The sequence below is a fragment of the Neorhizobium fuzhouense genome (assembly GCF_042611105.1).
Taxonomy (GTDB): domain Bacteria; phylum Pseudomonadota; class Alphaproteobacteria; order Rhizobiales; family Rhizobiaceae; genus Neorhizobium; species Neorhizobium galegae_A.
In genome coordinates this window covers 78,935-100,692 of sequence record NZ_JBHFFP010000002.1, presented here as the reverse complement: position 1 = coordinate 100,692, position 21,758 = coordinate 78,935, and the positions used below count along the sequence as shown (strand labels likewise).

At 62.3% G+C, this 21,758-nt stretch carries 21 protein-coding genes; 14 read left to right on the top strand and 7 right to left on the bottom strand.

Annotated elements, in window-relative coordinates; translation table 11 throughout:
• Positions 1-42 precede the first annotated feature (42 nt).
• Positions 43-915: an ATP-binding protein gene (locus tag ACEXP3_RS04340; RefSeq protein ID WP_210104638.1), complete on the bottom strand. Its 873-nt coding sequence runs from the start codon at positions 913-915 to the stop codon at positions 43-45.
• A gap of 222 nt (positions 916-1,137) precedes the next feature.
• On the opposite strand from ACEXP3_RS04340, the gene yajC reads away from it, so the two are divergent.
• From yajC to ACEXP3_RS04315, 5 genes are all read left to right on the top strand, one after another.
• A complete protein-coding gene (gene yajC / locus ACEXP3_RS04335) occupies positions 1,138-1,488 on the top strand; it encodes a preprotein translocase subunit YajC (RefSeq protein WP_210104639.1) in 351 nt (116 codons plus the stop codon).
• A gap of 69 nt (positions 1,489-1,557) precedes the next feature.
• A complete protein-coding gene (gene secDF / locus ACEXP3_RS04330) occupies positions 1,558-4,122 on the top strand; it encodes a protein translocase subunit SecDF (protein WP_377296179.1) in 2,565 nt (854 codons plus the stop codon).
• A gap of 3 nt (positions 4,123-4,125) precedes the next feature.
• Positions 4,126-4,509 carry an Mth938-like domain-containing protein gene (locus ACEXP3_RS04325; RefSeq protein WP_377296177.1) on the top strand — a complete coding sequence of 128 codons (384 nt, stop codon included), beginning with the start codon at positions 4,126-4,128 and terminating at the stop codon, positions 4,507-4,509.
• Positions 4,510-4,573: 64 nt separating this feature from the next.
• Positions 4,574-5,428, top strand: a complete 855-nt coding sequence (locus ACEXP3_RS04320; RefSeq protein WP_377296176.1) for a phytoene/squalene synthase family protein — start codon at positions 4,574-4,576, stop codon at positions 5,426-5,428.
• A 104-nt stretch (positions 5,429-5,532) separates the two neighbouring features.
• Complete coding sequence (locus ACEXP3_RS04315; protein WP_377296175.1) at positions 5,533-5,979, top strand: hypothetical protein; 447 nt, start codon at positions 5,533-5,535, stop codon at positions 5,977-5,979.
• A 36-nt stretch (positions 5,980-6,015) separates the two neighbouring features.
• Here the strand turns inward: ACEXP3_RS04315 and trmFO are convergent, their stop codons facing one another.
• Both trmFO and ACEXP3_RS04305 read right to left on the bottom strand, forming a co-directional pair.
• Positions 6,016-7,473, bottom strand: coding sequence for a methylenetetrahydrofolate--tRNA-(uracil(54)-C(5))-methyltransferase (FADH(2)-oxidizing) TrmFO (gene trmFO, locus ACEXP3_RS04310; RefSeq protein ID WP_377296174.1), 1,458 nt, complete (start codon positions 7,471-7,473; stop codon positions 6,016-6,018).
• Positions 7,474-7,662: 189 nt separating this feature from the next.
• Entirely contained in the window at positions 7,663-8,877 is a 1,215-nt protein-coding gene (locus ACEXP3_RS04305; protein ID WP_210104645.1) for an NADP-dependent isocitrate dehydrogenase, read from the bottom strand.
• A gap of 169 nt (positions 8,878-9,046) precedes the next feature.
• Between ACEXP3_RS04305 and ACEXP3_RS04300 the strand changes: the two genes are divergently transcribed.
• The 6 genes from ACEXP3_RS04300 to ACEXP3_RS04275 all read left to right on the top strand — a co-directional run bounded on the left by ACEXP3_RS04300 (position 9,047) and on the right by ACEXP3_RS04275 (position 14,616).
• Positions 9,047-9,595 carry a hypothetical protein gene (locus ACEXP3_RS04300; RefSeq protein WP_377296173.1) on the top strand — a complete coding sequence of 183 codons (549 nt, stop codon included), beginning with the start codon at positions 9,047-9,049 and terminating at the stop codon, positions 9,593-9,595.
• A 129-nt stretch (positions 9,596-9,724) separates the two neighbouring features.
• Positions 9,725-11,707 (top strand): FUSC family protein, encoded by a 1,983-nt coding sequence (locus tag ACEXP3_RS04295; RefSeq protein ID WP_377296172.1) that lies wholly within the window; start codon positions 9,725-9,727, stop codon positions 11,705-11,707.
• A gap of 87 nt (positions 11,708-11,794) precedes the next feature.
• Entirely contained in the window at positions 11,795-12,625 is an 831-nt protein-coding gene (locus ACEXP3_RS04290) for an RNA methyltransferase (protein ID WP_377296171.1), read from the top strand.
• Entirely contained in the window at positions 12,606-13,436 is an 831-nt protein-coding gene (murI, locus tag ACEXP3_RS04285; RefSeq protein WP_377296170.1) for a glutamate racemase, read from the top strand. Before ACEXP3_RS04290 ends, murI begins: the two co-directional genes overlap by 20 nt.
• A 407-nt stretch (positions 13,437-13,843) precedes the next feature.
• Positions 13,844-14,062 (top strand): DUF1127 domain-containing protein, encoded by a 219-nt coding sequence (locus tag ACEXP3_RS04280; protein WP_377296169.1) that lies wholly within the window; start codon positions 13,844-13,846, stop codon positions 14,060-14,062.
• A 74-nt stretch (positions 14,063-14,136) separates the two neighbouring features.
• Entirely contained in the window at positions 14,137-14,616 is a 480-nt protein-coding gene (locus tag ACEXP3_RS04275) for a GNAT family N-acetyltransferase (protein ID WP_377296168.1), read from the top strand.
• On the opposite strand, the gene ACEXP3_RS04270 is transcribed toward ACEXP3_RS04275, so the two are convergent.
• A complete protein-coding gene (locus tag ACEXP3_RS04270; RefSeq protein ID WP_377296167.1) occupies positions 14,592-14,969 on the bottom strand; it encodes a VOC family protein in 378 nt (125 codons plus the stop codon). The genes ACEXP3_RS04275 and ACEXP3_RS04270 overlap by 25 nt on opposite strands.
• 98 nt (positions 14,970-15,067) lie before the next feature.
• The gene (locus tag ACEXP3_RS04265; RefSeq protein WP_377296166.1) at positions 15,068-15,751 is read right to left on the bottom strand and encodes a helix-turn-helix transcriptional regulator; all 684 of its coding nucleotides are present in this window, start codon (positions 15,749-15,751) and stop codon (positions 15,068-15,070) included.
• Positions 15,752-15,917: 166 nt separating this feature from the next.
• Between ACEXP3_RS04265 and ACEXP3_RS04260 the strand changes: the two genes are divergently transcribed.
• Both ACEXP3_RS04260 and ACEXP3_RS04255 read left to right on the top strand, forming a co-directional pair.
• Positions 15,918-16,550: a LysE family translocator gene (locus ACEXP3_RS04260; RefSeq protein ID WP_377296165.1), complete on the top strand. Its 633-nt coding sequence runs from the start codon at positions 15,918-15,920 to the stop codon at positions 16,548-16,550.
• A 118-nt stretch (positions 16,551-16,668) separates the two neighbouring features.
• The gene (locus ACEXP3_RS04255) at positions 16,669-18,195 is read left to right on the top strand and encodes a helicase HerA domain-containing protein (protein ID WP_377296164.1); all 1,527 of its coding nucleotides are present in this window, start codon (positions 16,669-16,671) and stop codon (positions 18,193-18,195) included.
• 46 nt (positions 18,196-18,241) lie between these two features.
• Here the strand turns inward: ACEXP3_RS04255 and pepT are convergent, their stop codons facing one another.
• Both pepT and ACEXP3_RS04245 read right to left on the bottom strand, forming a co-directional pair.
• Complete coding sequence (pepT, locus tag ACEXP3_RS04250; protein WP_377296163.1) at positions 18,242-19,486, bottom strand: peptidase T; 1,245 nt, start codon at positions 19,484-19,486, stop codon at positions 18,242-18,244.
• 140 nt (positions 19,487-19,626) lie between these two features.
• Complete coding sequence (locus ACEXP3_RS04245) at positions 19,627-20,631, bottom strand: TerC family protein (RefSeq protein ID WP_377296162.1); 1,005 nt, start codon at positions 20,629-20,631, stop codon at positions 19,627-19,629.
• A 432-nt stretch (positions 20,632-21,063) separates the two neighbouring features.
• Between ACEXP3_RS04245 and rpsD the strand changes: the two genes are divergently transcribed.
• Entirely contained in the window at positions 21,064-21,681 is a 618-nt protein-coding gene (gene rpsD, locus ACEXP3_RS04240; protein WP_210104658.1) for a 30S ribosomal protein S4, read from the top strand.
• The last annotated feature ends 77 nt before the right edge of the window (positions 21,682-21,758 follow it).

Below are 21,758 nucleotides of genomic sequence, written 5' to 3'. Positions count from 1 at the left end.
CCTGCCCGGGCTTTTTTCATGCGCGCATTTTGCCTGTCCTGATCAGGCGCGATGAAGCGGCTTGCGCAGGCGACCGGCAAGATCCTGGATATATTGCCATGCGACACGGCCAGAGCGGCCGCCGCGGGTGGTTGCCCATTCTAAGGCCTCGTGATGCAGCGTTTCGCGCGCCAGGCCGAGGTCGAAATGGTCGGCGTAGCCGTCGATCATGCCGAGATAATCCTCCTGGCTGCACTTGTGGAAGCCAAGCCACAGGCCGAACCGGTCCGATAGCGATACCTTTTCCTCGACCGCTTCGGACGGGTTGATGGCCGTCGATTGCTCGTTTTCCAGCATATGGCGCGGAAGCAGATGGCGCCGGTTGGAGGTGGCGTAGAACAGAACATTGTCCGGACGCCCCTCGATGCCGCCATCAAGCGCTGCCTTCAGCGACTTATAGGCCGTGTCGTCGTGGTCGAAGGACAGGTCGTCGCAAAAGACGATGATGCGCTCTCCGGACGCCTTCAGGATATCGAGGAGGGCGGGCAGCGAGGAAATGTCTTCGCGGTGAACCTCGACCAGTTTGAGCGGCGCTCCGGTCGATGCCTTCACATCGGCATGCACGGCCTTCACCAGCGAGGATTTGCCCATGCCGCGCGCCCCCCACAGCAGGACGTTGTTGGCTTCAAAGCCTTCGGCAAAGCGCAGCGTGTTTTCGTGCAGGATGTCGCGCACGTGGTCGACGCCGCGAATGAGGGCAAGTGCCACCCGGTTCGGACGCGCGACGGGCTGCAGGTAGCGGTTGGCGGGCACCCAGACGAAGCAATCGGCGGCCGTCCAGTCGTTGACGGCGGGGGCGGGGCCTGCCAGACGCTCGAGCGCATCGGCCAGCCGGCGCACCTCGGCGATCAGTTCTGCGGTTGCATCCACGCTCATCTTCACCTCCTTGGTGCGGCGGCACGGGCCGGATTGCACGGTGCCTCAGCCGCCTTCACGCTTTTCCACGGCGGTAGCATGGTGTTTTCCCCATCGAAAGGGTAAGAGGCCTGAATTCGGTACGCCCAGCCCGCCGTTTCTGTTGCATTCCCCTTGATCGCAACTATATTCCGGCGGCTTGAAACGGGGGGTGCCTCCGTCATCCAATTCCGGGAGTTCTCGATGTTCATTACTGAAGCATTTGCCCAGGCCGAAGGTGCAGCCACCTCTGCATCCCCCTTTGGCTCCGGCCTCGAAATGCTTTTCCTCTTCGCACCGTTGATGGTGGTCTGGTATTTCTTCCTGATCCGTCCGCAGCGTGCGCAGCTCAAGAAGCGCCAGGAAACCCTGTCCAATATCCGTCGCGGCGACCAGGTCGTTCTCGGTGGCGGTATCTCCGGCAAAGTGACCAAGGTGGTCGATGACGCGGAACTGGAAGTGGAAATCGCCGAAAACGTTAAGGTTCGCGTGCTGCGCACCTACGTGGCTGAAGTCCGCGTGAAGGGCGAGCCGGTCAAGACCGAGAAGGCCTGACACTCTACCCGGGCTCGGCGTCCGCTGAAGCGGGCGCCTTTTTGACCCTGCCAGAACATCGAGAGCGCAATGCTATACTTCTCCCGCTGGAAGACCCTATTCATCTGGTTCGTGATTGCCGTCAGCCTGCTGATCGCGGCTCCGAACATGTTCAGCAGCGAGCAGTTGGCAAAGCTCCCGGGCTGGTTCCCCACCAAGAAGGTCACGCTCGGTCTAGACCTCCAGGGCGGTTCGCACATCATGCTCAAGATCGAGCGTGGCGATATCGTCAAGGAACGACTCGAAACCATCGTCGGCGACGTGCGCAATGTGCTGCGTGAAGCCAATGTGCGCTATACGGGCCTCAACGGCACCGGCCAGCAGATCCAGGTTCGGGTAACGGATGTGGCGCAACTGCAGGCGGCGCGCGATGCCCTGAAGCCGCTGCTGCAGCCGGTCTCTGCCGGTACCTTTGGTGGCAGCATCACGGAACTGAGGCTGGACGATTCGGGCGACGGCCTTCTGCGCCTGAGCCTCACCGATTCGGGCATCGACTACCGCATGTCGTCCGCCGTCACGCAGTCGATCGAAGTGGTACGCCGCCGCGTCGACGAGCTCGGCACCACCGAGCCGCTCATCCAGCGCCAGGGCGATGACCGCATCATCGTGCAGGTTCCGGGCCTGCAGGATCCGCAGCGCCTGAAGGCGCTTCTGAACCAGACTGCAAAGCTTTCCTTCCACATGGTCGATACCTCGATGCCGGTTCAGGAGGCCCTGAACGGCCGCCCGCCCGCGACATCGCAGATCATGTACTCGACCGACGATCCGGCCGTGCCCTATCTCGTGGAACGGCGTGCACTGGTATCCGGCGAAAACCTCGTCGATGCGCAGGCAAGCTTCAACCAGCAGACCAACGAGCCGGTCGTCACCTTCCGCTTCGATTCGCGTGGTTCGCAGCGCTTTGCTCAGGCAACGCAGCAGAATGTCGGTCGTCCCTTTGCCATCGTGCTCGACGACCAGGTGATTTCGGCGCCAGTTATCCGCGAACCGATCATCGGCGGCTCCGGCCAGATTTCCGGCAATTTCAGTGTGCAGGGCGCCAATGATCTCGCCGTCCTGCTGCGCGCCGGTGCGCTTCCGGCCACGCTGACGGTGGTCGAGGAACGCACGGTTGGCCCGGGCCTTGGCGCAGACTCCATTCGTGCCGGCGTCGTTGCCTCCATCATCGGTGCGGTTGCCGTTGCCGCCTTCATGTTTGCCTTCTACGGCTTCTTCGGCGTGCTCGCCAATATCGCGCTTGCCATCAACATCGTGATGATCCTTGCGGTGCTGTCGCTGATCGGTTCCACGCTCACCTTGCCCGGCATCGCCGGCATCGTCTTGACCATGGGCATGGCGGTCGATTCCAACGTGCTGATCTACGAGCGTATCCGTGAAGAGGTGAAGAGCGGCCGCTCATTGCTGCCGGCCATCGACAGCGGCTTCAAGCGGGCCTTCGCCACCATCATCGATGCCAACCTCACGACGCTGATTGCCGCCGTGGTGCTGTTCTATCTCGGCTCCGGCCCGGTGCGCGGCTTTGCCGTGACGCTTGCCGTCGGTATCGTCACCACCGTCTTCACCGCCTTTACCTTCACCAGCTGGCTGTTTGCCGTCTGGGTGCGCCGCGCCAAGCCGAAGCACCTGCCGAAGGGCATTCGCACCGGTGTGTTCGATGGTCGCGGCCTGCCGTTCATGTCGATCCGCCGCTACACCTTCCTGATCGCCGCAACCCTGTCCATCGCCTCGCTCGTCAGCTTCGTGACGGTCGGCATGAACCTCGGCATCGATTTCCGCGGCGGTTCGATCATCGAGCTGAAGGCGCGCCAGGGCGACGCCAACATCGCCGATATCCGTGCCCGCCTCGACCAGCTCAATCTGGGTGAAGTCCAGGCACAGGGTTTTGGCACGTCGCAGGACGTTCTGGTGCGCGTGCAGGCGCAGGATGGCGGCGAAAATGCCGAGCAGTCAGCGCTCGCCCGTATCCGTGGCGATCTGGAGGGTGATTACGAATTCCGCCGCGTCGAAGTGGTCGGTCCCTCCGTGTCGAGCGATCTGACCTACACGGCAACGCTTGGCGTCGGCATCGCGCTTCTGTTCATCCTCGTCTACATCTGGTTCCGCTTCGAATGGCAGTTTGCCGTCGGCGCCATCATCGCGACGATGCACGACGTGATCTTGACGCTCGGCCTCTTCGTGTTGACCGGCATCGAGTTCAACCTGACGAGTATCGCGGCCATCCTCACCATCGTCGGCTATTCGCTGAACGATACGGTGGTGGTCTACGACCGCATGCGCGAAAATCTCCGGCGCTATAAGAAGATGCCGCTGTCCGACCTGATCGATATCTCGATCAACCAGACGCTGTCGCGCACGGTTCTGACCGGCCTCACCACGATGATCGCGCTTTCGGCGCTCTATCTCTTCGGTGGCGAAGTCATCCGCTCCTTCACCTTCGCCATGCTGTTTGGCGTGGCGGTCGGCACCTTCTCCTCGATCTATATCGCGGCACCGGTGCTGATTGCCTTCAGGCTGCGCACCGATGCGTTCGATACGGAAGAGAACCGCAAGACCAAGACGGACAAGAGCTTGCCCTCCGGCAAGCCGGGCGTCTGATCCTTGGCCCGCGCGCCTGAAATCCGCGATGCCCATTTTCCGGGGCGTGCACCCATCGATGCCTATGGCAATGGCGGTTTTCGCTTTGCCGACATGTCGCATCGCGGATCTCTGCTGTGCCTGCCTTCCGGCATCTATGGCTGGGATATGGAGGAGGGCGCGGCGCTGACGGTGGACGCGTTTGCGCGCGTTCTTCAGGAAACGGGTGTGGAGTTTCTTCTCGTCGGCACGGGACGCGATCTGCGTCCCTTGCCGGCGCCGCTGAAGGCGGCCTTCAGGGCCCGCGGCATTTCATCGGATTCGATGGGAACCGGCGCGGCGGTGCGCACGTATAACATCATGCTCGGCGAAATGCGTCCGGTCGCTGCGGCCCTCATCGCCGTCTGAGCCAAATCCCCGGTCACGGGGGCAAACTTTAAGGGTTCGGAGACCCCAGGGTTCGGAGACCGATGTGACGGCTGCGCCAACCGATAATTTCCAGATCTGCCTGTCGACACTGCGGGAGACCGACCGCGACCGTTACCTTGCCTGTCTCCTGTCGCCGGAAGACAAGCGCGGGGCGCTGGCGGCCCTCTATGCCTTCCACGCCGAAATTGCGCGCGTGCGCGATGTCACCCAGCAACCGCTTGCCGGCGAGATCCGCCTGCAATGGTGGCGTGACCTGCTGGAGGGCGATGCCAAGGGCGAGGCAAGCGCCAATCCGGTGGCGGCTGCCCTGATGGACACCATCGAGCGCTACAGCCTGCCGCGCACGGTGCTTCTGGCGATGATCGAAGCCCGGGTGTTCGATCTCTATGATGACCCGATGCCGGACCGCCATGCGCTCGAAGGCTATGCCGGGGAAACCGCTTCCGCCCTGATCCAGCTTGCAGGCCTTGTGCTCGACGCACCCTCTGCCATGGCAAGTTCGGAAATTGCCGGGCATGCCGGGGTCGCTCAGGCAATTGCCGGGCTTCTGATGCTGATGCCGCTGCACCAGCGGCGCGGCCAGCTCTATCTTCCGCAGGATATCCTCACCGCCACCGGGCTTGACCGGGACCGGTTTCTGGCCGGTGGGCACAGCGACAATATCGGCCACGCCATCGAGGCGTTTGCGGGGCTTGGCCTCGATCACCTGGAAAAGGCCCGCAAGGCCGGTCAGATCCCGGCGCCGGTGCTTCCCGCCTTCCTGCCGGCGGCCATTGTCGAGCCGGTGCTGCGGCGTGCCGTCAAGCTGAAGGCGGGTGTTCTCACGGCCGGTTTGCAGCAGGCGCAGTGGCGCCGACAGCTGCGCATGGCGCGCACGCTTGTCTTGAAGAAAATCTGATCCATTCTATCTGCTGTCACGCTGGCGCAAGCCTCGCCGGCTAATCCGGACCTCGTGACGGTCTGCGATATGCAGCCCAAGGCTGGCCTGAGCAGGAGAACACTGTGGCACTGGCAATCTGGTCGATCATCGGCCTTCTGGTCATTCTGATTGCCTATTATGCGACGCGCATGGCCCGCGAGCGGGAGGACGCCGATCGGCATGATCCGAGCATGGCCATCCTGGAATTCGGCCGCGCCTATCCGACCGAGGCGATCCGCAACCTGCATGAGACCGAGGACGGTTCGGCCATATTCGTGCGCCTGCACGACAACAAGGCGGGCATCATGCGCAACCGCCGCTCCCACTATGCCTGCCACCTGATCCAGCCGGGGCGCGTGCGGGTGACGCCGATGGAGAGTGATCGGGGCCTCACCATCCAGTTTCTCGACGCACCGGGCCAGGACGACAGCTTTGTCTTTTCGACGGCGCAGGAAGCGGCCGAAGTTTCGCTCTGGCTGCTTGGAAATTACGTGGCACCGGAACTGCAGCAGCTGGAAGAGAGCCGCTGAGGCGGGCCCTTCGGCCCGACCCTTGTCAGACAGGGGTCAGACGACCGCGTCTTCCTCTTCGACGGCGGCCGCGTCCACGACCGGCGCCGGCTTGCCGAGCCAGGCGGCGCAATCGGCAAGCGCTCGACGCGCCATCAGCTGGCGTTTCATGATCGTCTTGTCCTTGCCGCGAAAGCGCTTCAGCCCTTCCGGGCGCACGATGGAGCCGGGGGCAAGATCGGGAAACAGGCCGAAATTGATGTTCATCGGCTGGAAAGAACGTTTTCCCGGCTCATCCTCGGAGACGATATGGCCGCCGGTGATGTGGTTCAACAGGGCGCCCAGTGCTGTGGTGGCGGGCGGGGTGGAAATCCTGTCGCCCTTGCGCTCGGCGCTGGCAAAGCGGCCGGCGAGCAACCCGATTGCGGCACTTTCCACATAGCCTTCGCAGCCGGTGATCTGGCCCGCAAAGCGCAGGCCCGGCCGGCTCTTCAGGGTAAGGCTGTGGTCGAGCAGGGTCGGGGAGTGGATATAGGTGTTGCGATGCAGGCCGCCGAGCCGTGCAAATTCGGCGTTCTGCAGACCCGGGATCATCCGGAAGATTTCCGCCTGCGCGCCGTATTTCAGCTTCGTCTGGAAGCCGACCATGTTGTAGAGCGTGCCGAGCGCATTGTCCTGGCGCAGCTGCACCACCGCATAGGCCTTGACCGTCGGGTTATGGGAATTGGTGAGCCCCATCGGCTTCATTGGCCCATGGCGCAGCGTTTCGCGACCGCGCTCGGCCATCACCTCGATCGGCAAGCAGCCGTCGAAATAGGGCGTGCCTTCCCATTCCTTGAAACCCACCGTGTCGCCGGCAATCAGGGCATCGACGAAGGCATCGTACTGGTCCTTGTCGAGCGGGCAGTTGATATAGTCGCGGCCGTTGCCTCCGGGGCCGACCTTGTCGTAGCGCGACTGGTACCAGCAGATGTCCATGTCGATCGAATCGCGGTGGACGATCGGCGCGATGGCATCGAAGAAGGCGAGCGCGTCCTTTCCGGTCTCGCTCTGGATGCCTGCAGCCAGTGCCGGTGAGGTGAGGGGGCCGGTCGCAATCACCGTCAGGTCCCAGTCGGCGGGCGGCAGGCCCTGCACTTCCTCGCGTATAACCGTGATCAGCGGATGCTCATGCAGGGCCTGCGTCACCGCATCGGAAAACCCGTCGCGGTCGACGGCAAGCGCCCCGCCGGCCGGCACCTGGTGGCGGTCGGCGCAGGCCATGATCAGTGAGCCGGCCATCCGCATTTCCGCATGGATGACGCCGACCGCATTGGCCGTTGCATCGTCGGAGCGGAACGAATTGGAGCAGACGAGTTCGGCAAGCCCGTCGCCCTTGTGGGCATCCGTGCCGCGCACGCCACGCATCTCGTGCAGGATGACGGGCACGCCGGCTTCGGCGATCTGCCAGGCGGCTTCGGAGCCTGCAAGGCCGCCGCCAATGACATGAATGGGGGAAAAGGAGGTCGTGTTCATGGCCGGGTCATTACCACGAGCCGGCTTGGCGTCCAACTGCAAAGGCGAATTCGGTTCCGCTGCTGCGATGGGAGCCGATGGGCAAAACGGTGATGCGGACGGGTGCATTGACGCAGCCCTGGAAACGCCGCGGAAAAAAGAAACCCGGCACAAGGCCGGGTTTCAGAAAGGCATTCAGGCTGCGATGGCTCAGGCGGCCATGGCGGCGCGCAGGTTCTCGTCCACCTTGTCGAGGAAGGCGGTGGTGGAGAGCCACGGCTGATCGGGGCCGATGAGGAGTGCCAGGTCCTTGGTCATGTAGCCGGCTTCGACGGTGTCGATGCAGACCGTTTCCAGCGTCGAGGCGAACTTTGCAAGTTCCGCATTGTCGTCCAGCTTGGCGCGGTGGGCGAGGCCACGGGTCCAGGCGAAGATCGAGGCGATCGAGTTGGTCGAGGTTTCCTGACCCTTCTGGTGCTGGCGGTAGTGGCGCGTCACCGTGCCGTGAGCAGCTTCGGCTTCGACCGTGCGGCCATCGGGCGAGAGCAGAACAGAGGTCATCAGGCCGAGCGAGCCAAACCCTTGAGCAACCGTGTCGGACTGCACGTCGCCGTCATAGTTCTTGCAGGCCCAGACGTAGCCGCCGGACCACTTCAGGGCCGAGGCAACCATGTCGTCGATCAGGCGGTGTTCGTAGACGATACCGACTTCGTCGAACTTCGCCTTGAACTCGGTCTGGTAGACTTCTTCGAAGATGTCCTTGAAGCGGCCGTCATAGGCCTTCAGGATGGTGTTCTTCGTCGACAGGTAGACCGGCCACTTGCGCATCAGGCCGTACATCATCGAGGCGCGGGCAAATTCCCGGATCGACTCGTCGAGGTTGTACATGGCAAGCGCCACGCCGGCGCCCGGTGCGTTGTAAACTTCCTTTTCGATGACTTCGCCGTCTTCACCGACGAACTTGATCGTCAGCTTGCCCTTGCCGGGGAACTTGAAATCGGTTGCCTTGTACTGGTCGCCGAAGGCATGACGGCCGACGACGATCGGCTTGGTCCAGCCGGGAACGAGGCGCGGCACGTTCTTGCAGATGATCGGCTCGCGGAAGATCACGCCGCCCAGGATGTTGCGGATCGTGCCGTTCGGGCTCTTCCACATTTCCTTGAGGTTGAATTCCTTCACGCGGGCTTCGTCCGGCGTGATGGTCGCGCACTTGATGCCGACGCCGTGCTTCTTGATGGCGTGGGCGGCATCGACCGTCACCTGGTCGTTGGTGGCATCGCGGTTTTCCACCGAGAGGTCGTAATATTCGATATCGAGATCGAGGTAGGGCAGGATCAGCTTTTCCTTGATGAACTGCCAGATGATGCGGGTCATCTCGTCGCCGTCGAGATCGACGACCGGGTTGGCAACCTTGATCTTGTTCATGTATCAGCCTCTTTGATGGACGGGACCGAAGCCCCTATAGGATGGAATGAAGTCCCGTGCGCTATAGCATTGCCGCAGCCGAACGCAAAGCCGTGGTGGAACAATTGCCATTGTCAAATCAACCGGCCCGGATAATCTCCGGGCACCGCCACTCAGGGACACCACGCACATGCGGACCGCACCGCTCGCCTTCTTTTTCGCAGCTTTTGCCACCGTCACCATCACCGAAACCGCGGGCGCCGCGGACGTCGCAGAGCCCGTGCGCCAGGTGATGGCCATCACCAAGACGAACTGGGAAAGTGTCGATGCGGGCTGGAAATTCATTTTCGATCCGGATCCGCTTGCCAAACTGTTCAGCAAGCGGTTTCAGGCCGCCTACAAGGAAGCGGCCAAGCATCCGGCCTATGACACCGAGAACAATGAGCCGGGTGATCCCTTCGGCTATGACGTGGTGACGAATTCGCAAGACGGCTGCCCGTTGCAGGATATATCCATCGTTCCAGCCGCCGCAAAGGATGGCGTGACGCCGGTGAAGGTGCGCTTCAAGCAGTGGACCTGCATCGATGAGGAGGATATCAAGAACTCCGTGAGCGAGGTCGATTTCGATGTCGTGACGGAAGGCGGCAAGCCGGTCATCGATGATATTCACCGCGTTGCCGACAATGAGCGCGATTCGGTGATTGCGGAAATGCAAAGCCTGGCAAAAGGCCAGCAGTAGTATTTTAACGTCGGCTTGGCCGGCGTCGCGCAGGGGCGCGATCCCCCCGCGTCGAGGGGAGGCGCGATTTCCAATGCGCGACGGGCTGACGGGCCGTCGCGTTCAACAGCACATGGCACAAAAGACGATATGGCATCGAGAATCTCCCTGATCGACTGGCTTCATTCGATCGATCCGGCCCTGTCGCGCGCCAGAATGGGCGGTCGTGTGACGCTTGGCATCGGGCTTTCGGTGGCGGCCTTGGTCGCCATCCACCGCTTGTTGTTGCCGCTGCCGCCCATGGCCTTCGGACTTGCGATCATCCTCTCCATCGAGGGCGGCGTTGCGGTGCGCGATCGCACGCCCCGCGGCCAGATGGTGACGCGGCTTCTCGGAGGGCTGGCGAGCCTTGGCAGCATTGCGCTGGCAAGCTCGCTGGAGGATCACCGCTACCTCTCCGATCTCGCATTCCTGGCCATCGTGTTTCTCGCAAGCCTTGCGCGCGTCTATGGTCCGCGCGGCTTTGCCATCGGCATGTTCGCCTTCACCTCCTATTTCCTCAGTGCCTATCTGCGGCCGGGGCTGGACGAACTGCCGCTTGCCGCCTTTGCGCTTGTGGTTGCCGTGCTCATGGGACACGTCGTGCGCACGCTGCTGCTGCCTGACGATCGCGGCCGTGACCTGTTGCAGGCGATGATTGCCATGCAGGGGCGCGTCAACGACATCCTGGTGCGGCTGGCACTTCTGGCGCGCGCGCAGGTGACGCTGGACGAGGACCGCGCCGAGCTGATTGCGCTGCAGGAACGGCTGAAGGAAGTCTCGCTGATGGCGGAAGCGCTTCTTCCGCGTAGCAGCGACGGCACGCTGGACGAGAGCGACCAGAACGTCATGGACATCGCCATGGCGATTTTCGACCTGCACCTGGCAACCGAAAGTGCCGTGGTTCTCAGCGTCTACAATTCGGCCCCCTTCGGCCTTGTCCATGCGGTGCTGGAAGGCAAGGACGAGGCTGTTGCCGAATGGACGAGCATCGTGGATGACACGCCGGACCGGCATCTGCGCGAAAACATCTCCGTCTTCGCACTCCTGCACCGGATCCGGGTGCGTTTTGCAGCGCTTATTGAACAGGGCTCGCGCGACCAATTCCGCTCGCTGTCGCCGACGCGCGAAGGCCGCCAGCGCCAGCCCCGCGATTTCTCGCTGAACAACCCGTTGGTGCGCGCCGCGCTCCAGATCACCATCGCCTCCGGCATTGCCATGGTCTTCGGCCTGATGCTGTCACGCGAGCGCTGGTTCTGGGCGGTGCTGACGGCCTTCCTTGTATTCACCAACACGAAGTCGCGCGGCGATACGGCCGTGCGGGCGCTGCAAAGATCGACGGGGACGCTGGCCGGCATCGGCGTCGGCCTTTTCCTCGCCTCGATGCTGCAGGGCGATCTGACCGGAAGCATCATTGTCGCCGGAATCGGCATCTTTCTCGCCTTCTATGCCTTGCAGGCCTCCTATGCGGTGATGACCTTCTTCCTGTCGATCGTGATCTGCGTGATCTATGGCCTGATCGGTGTCCTCACCCATCAGCTTCTGCTGCTGCGTGTCGAGGAAACGCTGATCGGGGCGGTGGCCGGCACGGCCGTTGCCTTCGTGGTGTTTCCCTCGCGCACCCGCGAGACGCTGGAACTGGTGCTTGCCCGCTGGTACGACGTTCTAGGCGATCTGCTCAACGCCGCCCGCAACGGCGCGCCGGGCGCGGAACTGATCGAGCGCTCGCGCCGGCTGGACATGGCCTATGCGGAACTTTCCCAGGCCGCCCGCCCGCTGGGCGCCGCCTGGTCCATCGTCACGAAGCCCGGGCATGTGCGCCAGACGCTTGCGGTGTTTCTGGCCTGTACCTATTGGGCGCGCATGTTTGCACGCGGCCAGACGCTGCCGGAACTGGCCATGCCGGAGCGCGACCGGGCGGTGATCGACGATCTGATCGCCAAGCTGCCGGCCGCGCGCGAGGTGCGGGCAAAGCCGTTCTACGAGGGGTTCAAGGCGCGACGGGAGGTTCTCGACCATCTGCCGAGCCTCAGTCGCGGCGCAAAGCAGGGCCTCGACATGATCGGCATTACGCTTCTGCGCCTGTCCAGCTGATGGCAGGATCCACAGGCTTAATGCTTGCAGTTGGCGGCCGGAGGGCGATATAGCGCCCGCAGCACTCGCAGATCGGACAGGACGACCATGGCAGGCACCAATAGCGAACGCATCCTTCTTGCCGAAGGCCCGGCGGTCATTCTCGTCGAGCCGCAACTTGGCGAGAATATCGGCATGGTGGCTCGCGCCATGGCCAATTTCGGGCTGGCGGAACTGAGGCTCGTCAATCCGCGCGATGGCTGGCCGAACGAAAAGGCTGAGGCCGCCGCCGCCAAGGCCGACCATGTGATTGCTGGCACCACGGTGTTTGCAACGCTGGAAGAGGCCGTTGCCGACCTCAATTTCGTCTATGCGACGACCGCGCGCAACCGGGACGGCTTCAAGCCCGTGCGCGCGCCTGTGACGGCCGCCGCCACGCTGCGCGCCCGCTTCGGCGCTGGCGAAAAGACCGGCATCCTGTTCGGGCGCGAACGCTGGGGGCTGACCAACGAGGAAGTGGCGCTTGCCGACGAGATCGTGACGTTTCCCGTCAATCCCGCCTTTGCCTCGCTCAACATTGCCCAGGCCGTGCTTCTGATGTCCTATGAATGGATGAAAAGCGGCATGGAGGATGTGGAAGCGACGCCCTTCCAGCAGGTGGATCAGAAGCCTGCCACGAAATCGCAGCTTCTGGGCATGATCGAGCAGGTGGAGGAGGCGCTCGACGCGCGCAATTACTTCCACCCGTTGACGAAGAAGCCGAAGATGATCGACAACCTGCGCGCCGTGCTGTCCCGGCCGGGATTTACCGAGCCGGAAATCAGTCTCCTGCGGGGCGTGTTCACCTCGCTCGATCGCTTCTCGCGACGCTGGGCCAAGGGCAAGGGGCCGCAATCGGGCGAGGGGCAGGATGACGGGAATGACACGGCATCCGAATGATGACACGCAGGCCAGGGAGCCCGCCACAGCAAAGCCCGTGCTGGTGTTCGATTCCGGCATTGGCGGCCTGACAGTCCTGCGCGAGGCGCGCGTTCTCATGCCGGAGCGCGGTTTCATCTATGTGGCCGATGACATGGGCTTTCCCTATGGCGGCTGGGAGGAGGCAGCGCTTCAGGCGCGCATTCTGTCCTTGTTTGCCGATCTGCTGGACACTTATGAGCCTGAAATCTGCGTGATTGCCTGCAACACGGCCTTCACGCTTGCCGGTGCCGCATTGAGAGCCGCATTTCCGCAGATGACCTTCGTCGGCACGGTGCCGGCCATCAAGCCGGCTTCCGAGCGCACACGCTCGCGGCTTGTCTCCGTGCTTGCAACGCCCGGCACCGTCAGGCGCGCCTATACGCGCGATCTCATCCAGTCCTTCGCCAGCCAGTGCCATGTGCGGCTGGTCGGCTCTGAAAACCTCGCGCGCATGGCGGAAGCCTATATACGCGGCGATGCGCTGGATGATGCGGCTGTCAAGGCGGAGATCGCGCCTTGCTTTGTCGAGAAGGACGAAGCCCGCACCGATATCGTCGTGCTTGCCTGCACGCATTATCCGTTCATGGCCAATGTCTTTCGCCGTCTTGCGCCGTGGCCGGTCGACTGGCTCGATCCGGCCGAGGCGATTGCCCGCCAGGCCCGCCGGCTCGTGCCGCTCACCGAGGGGGCGGTGCATCCGGAGGAGGCGGATTTTGCTGTCTTCACCTCCGGCCAGCCGGATTTTTCAACGCGGCGGCTGATGCAGGGCTTTGGACTGCGCGTTCTCTGAGCCTCGCTTGCCTTTGTTGCCTTTCAGCAACAAATATGAGTAAATCTCTGCAATTCGAAATTGTGTGCTTGTCTGGCTTTTGGAGCCGTGGCATTTTGCCGCCATCCGCAATTTCAAACACAGGAGGCGACCGATGAAGACCATTTCAGCGTATATGCGCCTCTCTCGCGGTGTGTCCGTAACGGTGTTGCCGCGTGTCGCGGGCCTACACCCACATTACGGTCTCCAGGCCTGATAAGGCCCTAAATCCCGGCCGTTTGGCGTTTCTCCAACCTGCATGACGTAACCTGTTGACGCCCGGAATCCGTGGGGTTCCTGTCTGCAGCGCCTTGCGTCTTTTCAAACCTCGAAAGGACCTGGCGGCCTCATGGCGCCGGGGCGGAACCTCTATGTCTAAAAATCAATCAGTGGTTGAGCAAAGCCTGTTCTCGAAGGTCGAGGACCTTCTGTCGCATGTCGGCATATGGCGCCTTCTCGGCACCGTCGCCATGGTGGTGTGGAGAAGGCGCGAACGCGTCAACAGCACCCGATACCTCTCGGACCGCATGCGTCAGGACATCGGTCTCGACGTGAAGAGGGAGCAGCCCTTGATGCCCCGCCATCCCTTGTGGCTGATCAAGCTCTGAGGACGCGCATCCCCGGCCATAGCCTGGCCGGGGATGCGCATCAAAGCGGTCATGACCCTGAAGAGATCAACAGTATGACGTGCCTTCGACGACTGACCCTTGCCGACATGGCCAAGGCCGCCCGGGTGCACCGAACCTCCTTCGATGCGCGATTGCCGGATCTTGCCGGGCTGCACACGCCGGCCGAAGACTGCGCCTACTGGTGCGAACATCTGTTCGTCACGTGCTGCGTCTGGGGCGTCGAGGCCGCTGAGCGTCTGCTTGGCGTCATCGCCTTCCGCCAAGGTGCCATCGAGCAGCTTTATGTTCTGCCGCAGGCGCAGGGGCGGGGGATCGGCACGATCCTGCTCCAAAAGGCCAAGGCCGAGCATGATCTGCTCGACCTCTGGACCTTTCAACAGAACATCCGCGCCCGCCTGTTTTATGAAAAACACGGCTTCGTGGCGATCGAGGAAACCGACGGGCGTGGCAACGAGGAACGGGCGCCGGATATGCGCTATCGCTGGCAGCGCCTTGCGGATGACGGTCTTCACGCTGGATTAGCGGCCACGTGATAGACCCGCAGGCGGTGGCCGTCAGGATCTTCTGCCGTAAACGTGTGGCCGAAATCCATCGTTTCCGGCGACTGCAGGATTGTAACGCCCTTGCCGCGCCAGTCGGCATGAACCGCCTCGACTTCGGCATCCTCATCGCAGGTGAAGACGATTTCCGAGGCTCCGCTGTCTCCCGAAGTCTTCGGGGATACGCAGTCGGCCTTCCAGAGGCCGAGGCGGAAGCCGCCCGGCATCACGAACATGGCAAAGGTCGATGAGTGTTCGACCGGGCGATGATCGAACAGCCGGTGATAGAACGCGGCGCTTGCGGCAAGATCAGCAACATGCAGCAGGACGAAGTTGGCGGGTTTCATCAGTGTCTCCTTCTGTGTGGACGAGAAGACCTGTAGATCAGACTGCTGACAGAAAGTGGCAGGATCATGCATCGCTGCCGGCAGCAGGCTTGCCCGCCTCAGGGGATGGATTGGGACGCCCGCCATTCCTTCAGCAGCACCGTCTTGCGGCGCGGATAGCGTTGTCCTGTTTCTTCCAGACTGACGATGCGATCCGCGCGAAAATGGCGAAAATCCTGTCGCTTTTCACACCAGGCGATCATCACCCGCACATGATCAAAGAAGCCAAGGGCAATGGGCCACACGATCCGTTGCGTCAGCGCGCCGGACTGATCCTCGTAGGTCATTGCAAGCGTGTGTTCGCGCCGGATCGCCAGCCGGATCGGGGTAAGCAGTACGGTATCAGTGCCAGAATCTGGGGCCGGTCCGACAAGCAGATGGTTATCATCCAGCCGGTTCCGCAGTTCATCGGGCAGCACGGCGGCAATGCGGGCGAGCGCGCTGTCGGCCGCCTGACCCAGTGCGCCGCCGGTGCGCTTCGACACCCAGCGCATGCCAAGCACAAGCGCCTCCAGCTCGTCTTGCGAAAACATCAGTGGCGGCAGCAGAAAGCCGGGTTTCAGCACGTAGCCCATGCCGGGTTCGCCCAGGATATCGGCGCCCTGTCCGCGAAGCGTGGCGATATCGCGGTAGAGCGTGCGGATGGAGACGTGAAGTTCGTCGGCAAGCACTTCACCGCTCACCGGATGCCGGTGCCGGCGCAGGATCTGCAGGAGATCGAGAAGCCTGTCTGTTCGCGCCATCGATCTGCCTGTCCCCGGGTTCGTGTGAAAACACTGCTGCCATTTTACGGCAGGATGACGCAACCGCATAGAGCCGCGTCGAAGGATTGGCGCCAGCGCCCTCGCAGGGACTTGCGCTTTTGTCGCCGCGGTGGCTTGCTGGTCTTTCATCGAGAGGGGGAAGACGATGCCGCTTGAAACCTGGCTTGCCTTTGTGGCCGCGTCCGCAGTGCTTCTGGCCATTCCCGGCCCGACAATCCTGCTGGTGATTTCCTATGCGCTGTCGCATGGCCGGAAGGTGGCGATGGCAACGGTTGCCGGCGTGGCGCTGGGGGATTTTACCGCCATGACCGCGTCGATGCTCGGTCTCGGCGCATTGCTCGCCACCTCGTCGCTTCTCTTTACCGGGCTGAAATGGGTTGGCGCCGCCTATCTGATCTATCTTGGCATCAAGCTCTGGCGGGCGCCGGTGTCGGACCGGCAGGCGGCCGAGCAGGCGCAGGCGGCCGACGAAAAGCCGCTGAAGATCTTCCTGCACACCTATGTCGTTACCGCGCTCAACCCGAAAAGCATCGTGTTCTTCGTCGCCTTCCTGCCGCAGTTCCTGAACCTTCATGAGCCGCTGTTTGCCCAGATGGTGGTGTTCGAGACGACCTTTCTCGTTCTCGCCAGCCTCAACGCCGCGCTCTACGGGCTGCTGGCCTCCATGGCGCGTGACACGATCCGCAAGCCGAAGGTGCAGCGCATCGTCAATCGCACCGGCGGCTCGCTGATGATCGGGGCAGGGCTGCTGACATTCGGCTTCAAGCGCACGGCCTGAGCAACATTGTCGAATTGCCTGTTGATGGGCGTGTCTTTCAGCGCGCCGACTCGGTGAAGATTTGCTAAAGCCCTTGCCGATGAGCGGGTCATTGCCCGCAGAGAGGATGAGGTTTGCAGTGCAGGTAGGCATCGATATGGGAACTCTGTCCGGCGGGCAGCCGGCCAAGCTCGATATCGAGGAGCTGCTGGCCACCCGCCTTCTGGTGCAGGGCAATTCCGGCTCCGGCAAGTCGCATCTGCTGCGTCGCCTGCTGGAGCAGTCCGCACCCTGGGTGCAGCAGGTGATCATCGATCCCGAAGGCGATTTCGTCACACTCGCCGACAAGTATGGCCACGTGGTCGTTGATGGCGAGCGCACGGAGGCCGAGCTTCTGGGCATCGCCACCCGCATCCGCCAGCACCGCGTCTCCTGCGTACTCACACTGGAAGGCCTCGATATCGAGGACCAGATGCGGGCTGCCGCCGGCTTTCTGAACGGCCTCTTCGATGCCGACCGCGAGTATTGGTATCCGGTTCTGGTGGTTGTCGACGAGGCGCAGATGTTTGCACCCTCCGTCGGCGGCGATGTCTCCGAAGATGCCCGCAAGATGTCGCTTTCGGCGATGACCAACCTGATGTGCCGCGGCCGAAAGCGCGGGCTCGCGGGCGTGATTGCCACGCAGCGCCTGGCAAAGCTTGCCAAGAACGTGGCCGCCGAAGCCTCCAACTTCCTGATGGGCCGCACCTTCCTCGATATCGACATGGCGCGCGCCGCCGATCTTCTGGGCATGGATCGCCGGCAGGCGGAAATGTTCCGCGACCTGAAGCGCGGGAATTTCGTGGCCCTCGGACCTGCGCTCTCGCGCCGGCCGCTGCCGATCGTCATCGGCGAGGTGGAAACTTCGGCGCGCTCGTCCTCGCCCAAACTGATGCCGCTGCCGGATAGCGTGGCCGATGTCGAAGACCTGATCTTCACGCCCGACCCGGAAGAATTTACCCGTCCGATCGTGCGCCGGGCGCCTCCTGCGCCGCGCCCGACCACCGATATCCTGGCCGAACTGTCACGCTCGACGCCTGCGGCAAGCCCGATGACGCCGGATCCCGCGCGCCCGTCTCAGCCGGAACTCACCGCCGACGAGCGCGAGGAGCGGGTGGCCGCCGTGCTGTCAGAAATCATCGACGATCCGCAGGCCGCCTATCGCACTGATGCGGTCCTCTATCAGGAATTCCTGGTGCGCGCCCGCATGCGCCGCCTGCCGGGACCGCCGATGGCGATGGGCGAGTTTCGCCGCCGCGTGGCGATTTCGCGCGCCGGCGTCGACGAGGATACCGCCCAGAGCCCCGGCTGGCAGACGGCGCTCGAGCTGTCGGCCCGTGTGTCGGACGATCTGCAGGGCGTCTTCCTGATGATGGCGAAGGCCGCCTTGCTGGGCGAGCCATGCCCCTCCGACATGCGCATCGCCAAAGCCTATGGCACGCATTCGGCGCGCCGCGCCCGCCGGCTGCTCGGCTATTTCGAGGAGCAGGGGCTTGTCGTGGTGCATGCGGATTTTTCCGGCAAGCGCATCGTCGCCTTCCCGGATCTCGACGTGCAGACGGCGCCGGGCATGGCGGATGCGACCGATGACGAGCCGGCCCGCGTCGATCGGTTCGCGGCGGAATAACGTCCGTTGAGGGCAGCCGGAAAAGGCTGCCCGCGGATCGTAAGCCTCAGGCTGCCCGTTCTTCCCACACCTTCACCAGTTCCACGATCGTCTTCACCGACGTCTCCATATCCTGAACGCTCACCCATTCGAGCGGCGAGTGATAGGCATGGCCACCGGTGAAGATGTTGGGGCAGGGCAGGCCCATGAAGGAGAGGCGCGATCCATCGGTTCCGCCGCGGATGCTGTGGATCTGCGGCTCCAGCCCGACGCGTCGGGTGGCGTCGATCAGGTTCTCGATGATTTCCGGATGCTGGTCGAGCACGCGCTTCATGTTGCGATATTGTTGCCTGACCGTGAAGGTGTAGGTGGAGCCGGGATAGTCGGTCATGACCTCTTCGGTGATGGCCCTCAAAAGCTCTTCCTTCTCCGCCAGGCCCTCATCCTCGAAATCACGGATGATGAGGGAGAGCTTGGCGCTTTCCATTGCGCCTTCGATGCCGACGGGGTGGATGAAACCCTGTTTGCCCTCGGTGGTCTCCGGTGCCTGGTCCTGCGGCAGGCGGGCGACGACGGCGCTTGCGATCTTGATGGCGTTTTCCATTTTCCCCTTCGCCGTGCCGGGATGCATGGCAACACCTGAAATGGCAATGGTCACGCCGTCTGCGGAAAAGGTCTCGTTCTCGATCTCGCCGATGGTCGAACCGTCGAGCGTATAGGCAAAGCGGGCGCCAAGCTTCTGGAGGTCCACCTTGTCGGCGCCGCGGCCGATTTCCTCGTCCGTGGTGAAGAGGATTTTCACCGCGCCATGCTTGATCTGCGGGTTGGCGAGCAGAAACTGGGCGGCCGTCATGATCTCGGCAATGCCCGCCTTGTCGTCGGCGCCAAGCAGCGTCGTGCCATCGGTGGTGACGATGTCATGGCCGATCTGTGCCTGAAGTTCCGGATGCTCGGAAACGCGGATCACCTGCGTGGTATCACCGACAAGGCGGATATCGCCGCCCTGGTAGTTTTTCACGATCTGCGGCTTAACGCCGGTGCCGGAAAAATCCGGTGCCGTATCCATGTGCGAGCAGAAGCAGATGACGGGCACGTCTTTATCGGTATTGGCGGGAACGGTCGCATAAACATTGCCGTGCTCGTCCAGATGCGCATCCTCAAGGCCAAGCAGCTTCAGTTCCTGCTCAAGGATGCGGCCGAGGTTCTTCTGCTTTTCCGTCGAGGGCTGCGTGGTTGATGTCGCATCCGACTGGGTGTCGATGACGACATACCGCAGGAAACGATCAAGAACGGTATCGGTGGGAAGAGACATGGGCGGCATCCTGTTTTGGCATGGGAGCGAGCCCAATCTATAGACCGCATCCGCCTTGGCGTGAACGTCTTGCCGTGAACGCGGGGCAACAAAAAACCGCGCCGGGGGAACCGGCGCGGCTTGAAGAGGTCTGGGCAGTGTTAGTTGTCGGCCTTGACCTTGCCGTTGTCGATCGTGGCCGGCGTGTTGCGGGTCGCCCAGAGCGAGCCGATAATGCCGGTGGCAAGGATGGCGATCGTGACGCTCAGCGACACAAGCGGCGGGATTTTTGCCAGGCCCAATATGTCGGCCAGGAAGATTTTCGAGCCGATGAAGATCAGGACAACCGACAGCGCATATTTCAGATAGGCGAAGCGGTGGATGAGGGCGGCCAGCGCAAAGTAGAGGGCACGCAGGCCAAGGATCGCAAAAATGTTGGAGGTGTAGACGATGAACGGGTCCGTGGTGATGGCAAAGATCGCCGGGATCGAATCGACCGCAAAGACCAGATCGGCAAACTCGATGAGAATCAGCGCCAGCATCAGCGGGGTAAGGTAGGTCTTCAGCTTGCCGGTCTTGTCGTCCGTCTGGCGCACGAAGAATTTTTCGCCATGCAGGCGCTCGGTGATCGGCAGGCGCTTGCGCAGCACCTTCAGGATCGGGTTTGCCTCGACATCATAGGGCTCGCTGCTCGAAAACAGCATCTTGATGCCGGTGATGATGAGGAAGGCGGCAAAGAGATAGAGAACCCAGCCGTAGTTTTCGACGACGGCCGCACCCGCTGCGATCATGATGCCGCGCAGCACGATGACGCCGAGGATACCCCAGAGCAGCACGCGGTGCTGGTATTCGCGCGGGATAGAGAAATAGCCGAAGATCATCGCGATGACGAAGATGTTGTCCATCGCAAGGCTTTTCTCGATGACGAAGCCGGTCAGGTATTCAAGGCCGGTCTGCTGGCCGAACTGAAGCCAGACGAAACCGCCGAAGAGGACGCCGAGCGTCATGTAGAAGCCGGAGAGCAGAAGGCTCTCCTTGATGCCGATCTCCTTGCTCTTCTTGTGAAGAACGCCAAGATCCAATGCAAGCAGAGCAATCACGATGGCAAGAAAGGTGAGCCACATCCAGACGGCGGCCCCCTGGACATCAACCCAGAGAAAATCCATGACATTTATCCATGCCGGATCATGTTGATGGATGAAGCACCGACATCACGGGTCGATCCGGCAGTACACGTCAGAGGGGCCCGGTGCTGGCAAAAATCTGGGGATGGCAAAATTGTGGTTCAAGAGGGCTGGAACAATTTTTTCCACCATTCATCGCCATCGTGCTGTCATGTTGAATGTGCCAAGCCACAGGTGTGCCTATCTCCGTCCGCAATGGCTACGGATGTTGACAATCTCATGACTTGCCCCTAAAGACCGCGCCAGCACCGGATAGCAATGTCCTGTGTTTCAACGACATGTCCCGTGGTTGTCTCCGGACGCTCCGTGAGAAACCTGTCAGAGGTGGCCTTGAAAGAGGCCCTTCTTAGGAGGGCGTGTTTCCTGAAGGCTGGTTCGCAAGGACCGGCCTTTCAAACTGTGAAAGGAAATGCGATGAGCAAGCGCGCTGCATCCAAGTACAAAATCGATCGCCGCATGGGCGAAAATATCTGGGGCCGTCCGAAGTCCCCGGTCAACCGTCGCGAATACGGCCCCGGCCAGCACGGCCAGCGCCGCAAGGGCAAGCTTTCCGACTTCGGCGTGCAGCTGCGCGCCAAGCAGAAGCTGAAGGGCTACTACGGCGATATCCGCGAGAAGCAGTTCCGCGCCACCTATGACGAAGCCAACCGCCGCAAGGGCGATACCGGCGAAAACCTGATCGGCCTGCTCGAATCGCGCCTGGACGCCATCGTCTATCGCGCCAAGTTCGTACCGACGGTCTTTGCGGCCCGCCAGTTCGTCAACCACGGCCACGTCACGGTGAACGGCGTTCGCGTCAACATCGGTTCGTACCGCTGCAAGGCCGGTGACGTAATCGAAGTGCGCCAGAAGTCCAAGCAGCTGGTCACTGTTCTCGAATCGGTGTCGCTCGCTGAACGCGACGTTCCGGACTACATCGACGCCGACCACACCAAGATGGTTGCCACCTTCGTTCGTGTTCCCACGCTGTCGGACGTTCCTTACGCCGTAATCATGGAACCGAACCTGGTCGTCGAATTCTATTCGCGCTAATCGTTTCGGAAAGCCGGCGCCTGTCGCCGGCTGTTCCTCACCAAAAGGCCGTCTCGTTCTGCGAGGCGGCTTTTTTA

Excerpts from the sequence above, each read along its gene's own strand:
- ACEXP3_RS04340 (WP_210104638.1), bottom strand. The coding sequence starts at position 915 with ATGAGCGTGGATGCAACCGCAGAACTGATCGCCGAGGTGCGCCGGCTG.
- pepT (WP_377296163.1), bottom strand. The coding sequence starts at position 19,486 with ATGTCTCTTCCCACCGATACCGTTCTTGATCGTTTCCTGCGGTATGTC.
- ACEXP3_RS04245 (WP_377296162.1), bottom strand. The coding sequence starts at position 20,631 with ATGGATTTTCTCTGGGTTGATGTCCAGGGGGCCGCCGTCTGGATGTGG.
- ACEXP3_RS04275 (WP_377296168.1), top strand. The coding sequence starts at position 14,137 with ATGACGTGCCTTCGACGACTGACCCTTGCCGACATGGCCAAGGCCGCC.
- rpsD (WP_210104658.1), top strand. The coding sequence starts at position 21,064 with ATGAGCAAGCGCGCTGCATCCAAGTACAAAATCGATCGCCGCATGGGC.
- trmFO (WP_377296174.1), bottom strand. The coding sequence starts at position 7,473 with ATGAACACGACCTCCTTTTCCCCCATTCATGTCATTGGCGGCGGCCTT.
- ACEXP3_RS04270 (WP_377296167.1), bottom strand. The coding sequence starts at position 14,969 with ATGAAACCCGCCAACTTCGTCCTGCTGCATGTTGCTGATCTTGCCGCA.
- ACEXP3_RS04295 (WP_377296172.1), top strand. The coding sequence starts at position 9,725 with ATGGCATCGAGAATCTCCCTGATCGACTGGCTTCATTCGATCGATCCG.
- ACEXP3_RS04300 (WP_377296173.1), top strand. The coding sequence starts at position 9,047 with ATGCGGACCGCACCGCTCGCCTTCTTTTTCGCAGCTTTTGCCACCGTC.
- murI (WP_377296170.1), top strand. The coding sequence starts at position 12,606 with ATGACACGGCATCCGAATGATGACACGCAGGCCAGGGAGCCCGCCACA.
- ACEXP3_RS04305 (WP_210104645.1), bottom strand. The coding sequence starts at position 8,877 with ATGAACAAGATCAAGGTTGCCAACCCGGTCGTCGATCTCGACGGCGAC.
- secDF (WP_377296179.1), top strand. The coding sequence starts at position 1,558 with ATGCTATACTTCTCCCGCTGGAAGACCCTATTCATCTGGTTCGTGATT.
- ACEXP3_RS04260 (WP_377296165.1), top strand. The coding sequence starts at position 15,918 with ATGCCGCTTGAAACCTGGCTTGCCTTTGTGGCCGCGTCCGCAGTGCTT.
- ACEXP3_RS04265 (WP_377296166.1), bottom strand. The coding sequence starts at position 15,751 with ATGGCGCGAACAGACAGGCTTCTCGATCTCCTGCAGATCCTGCGCCGG.
- ACEXP3_RS04290 (WP_377296171.1), top strand. The coding sequence starts at position 11,795 with ATGGCAGGCACCAATAGCGAACGCATCCTTCTTGCCGAAGGCCCGGCG.
- yajC (WP_210104639.1), top strand. The coding sequence starts at position 1,138 with ATGTTCATTACTGAAGCATTTGCCCAGGCCGAAGGTGCAGCCACCTCT.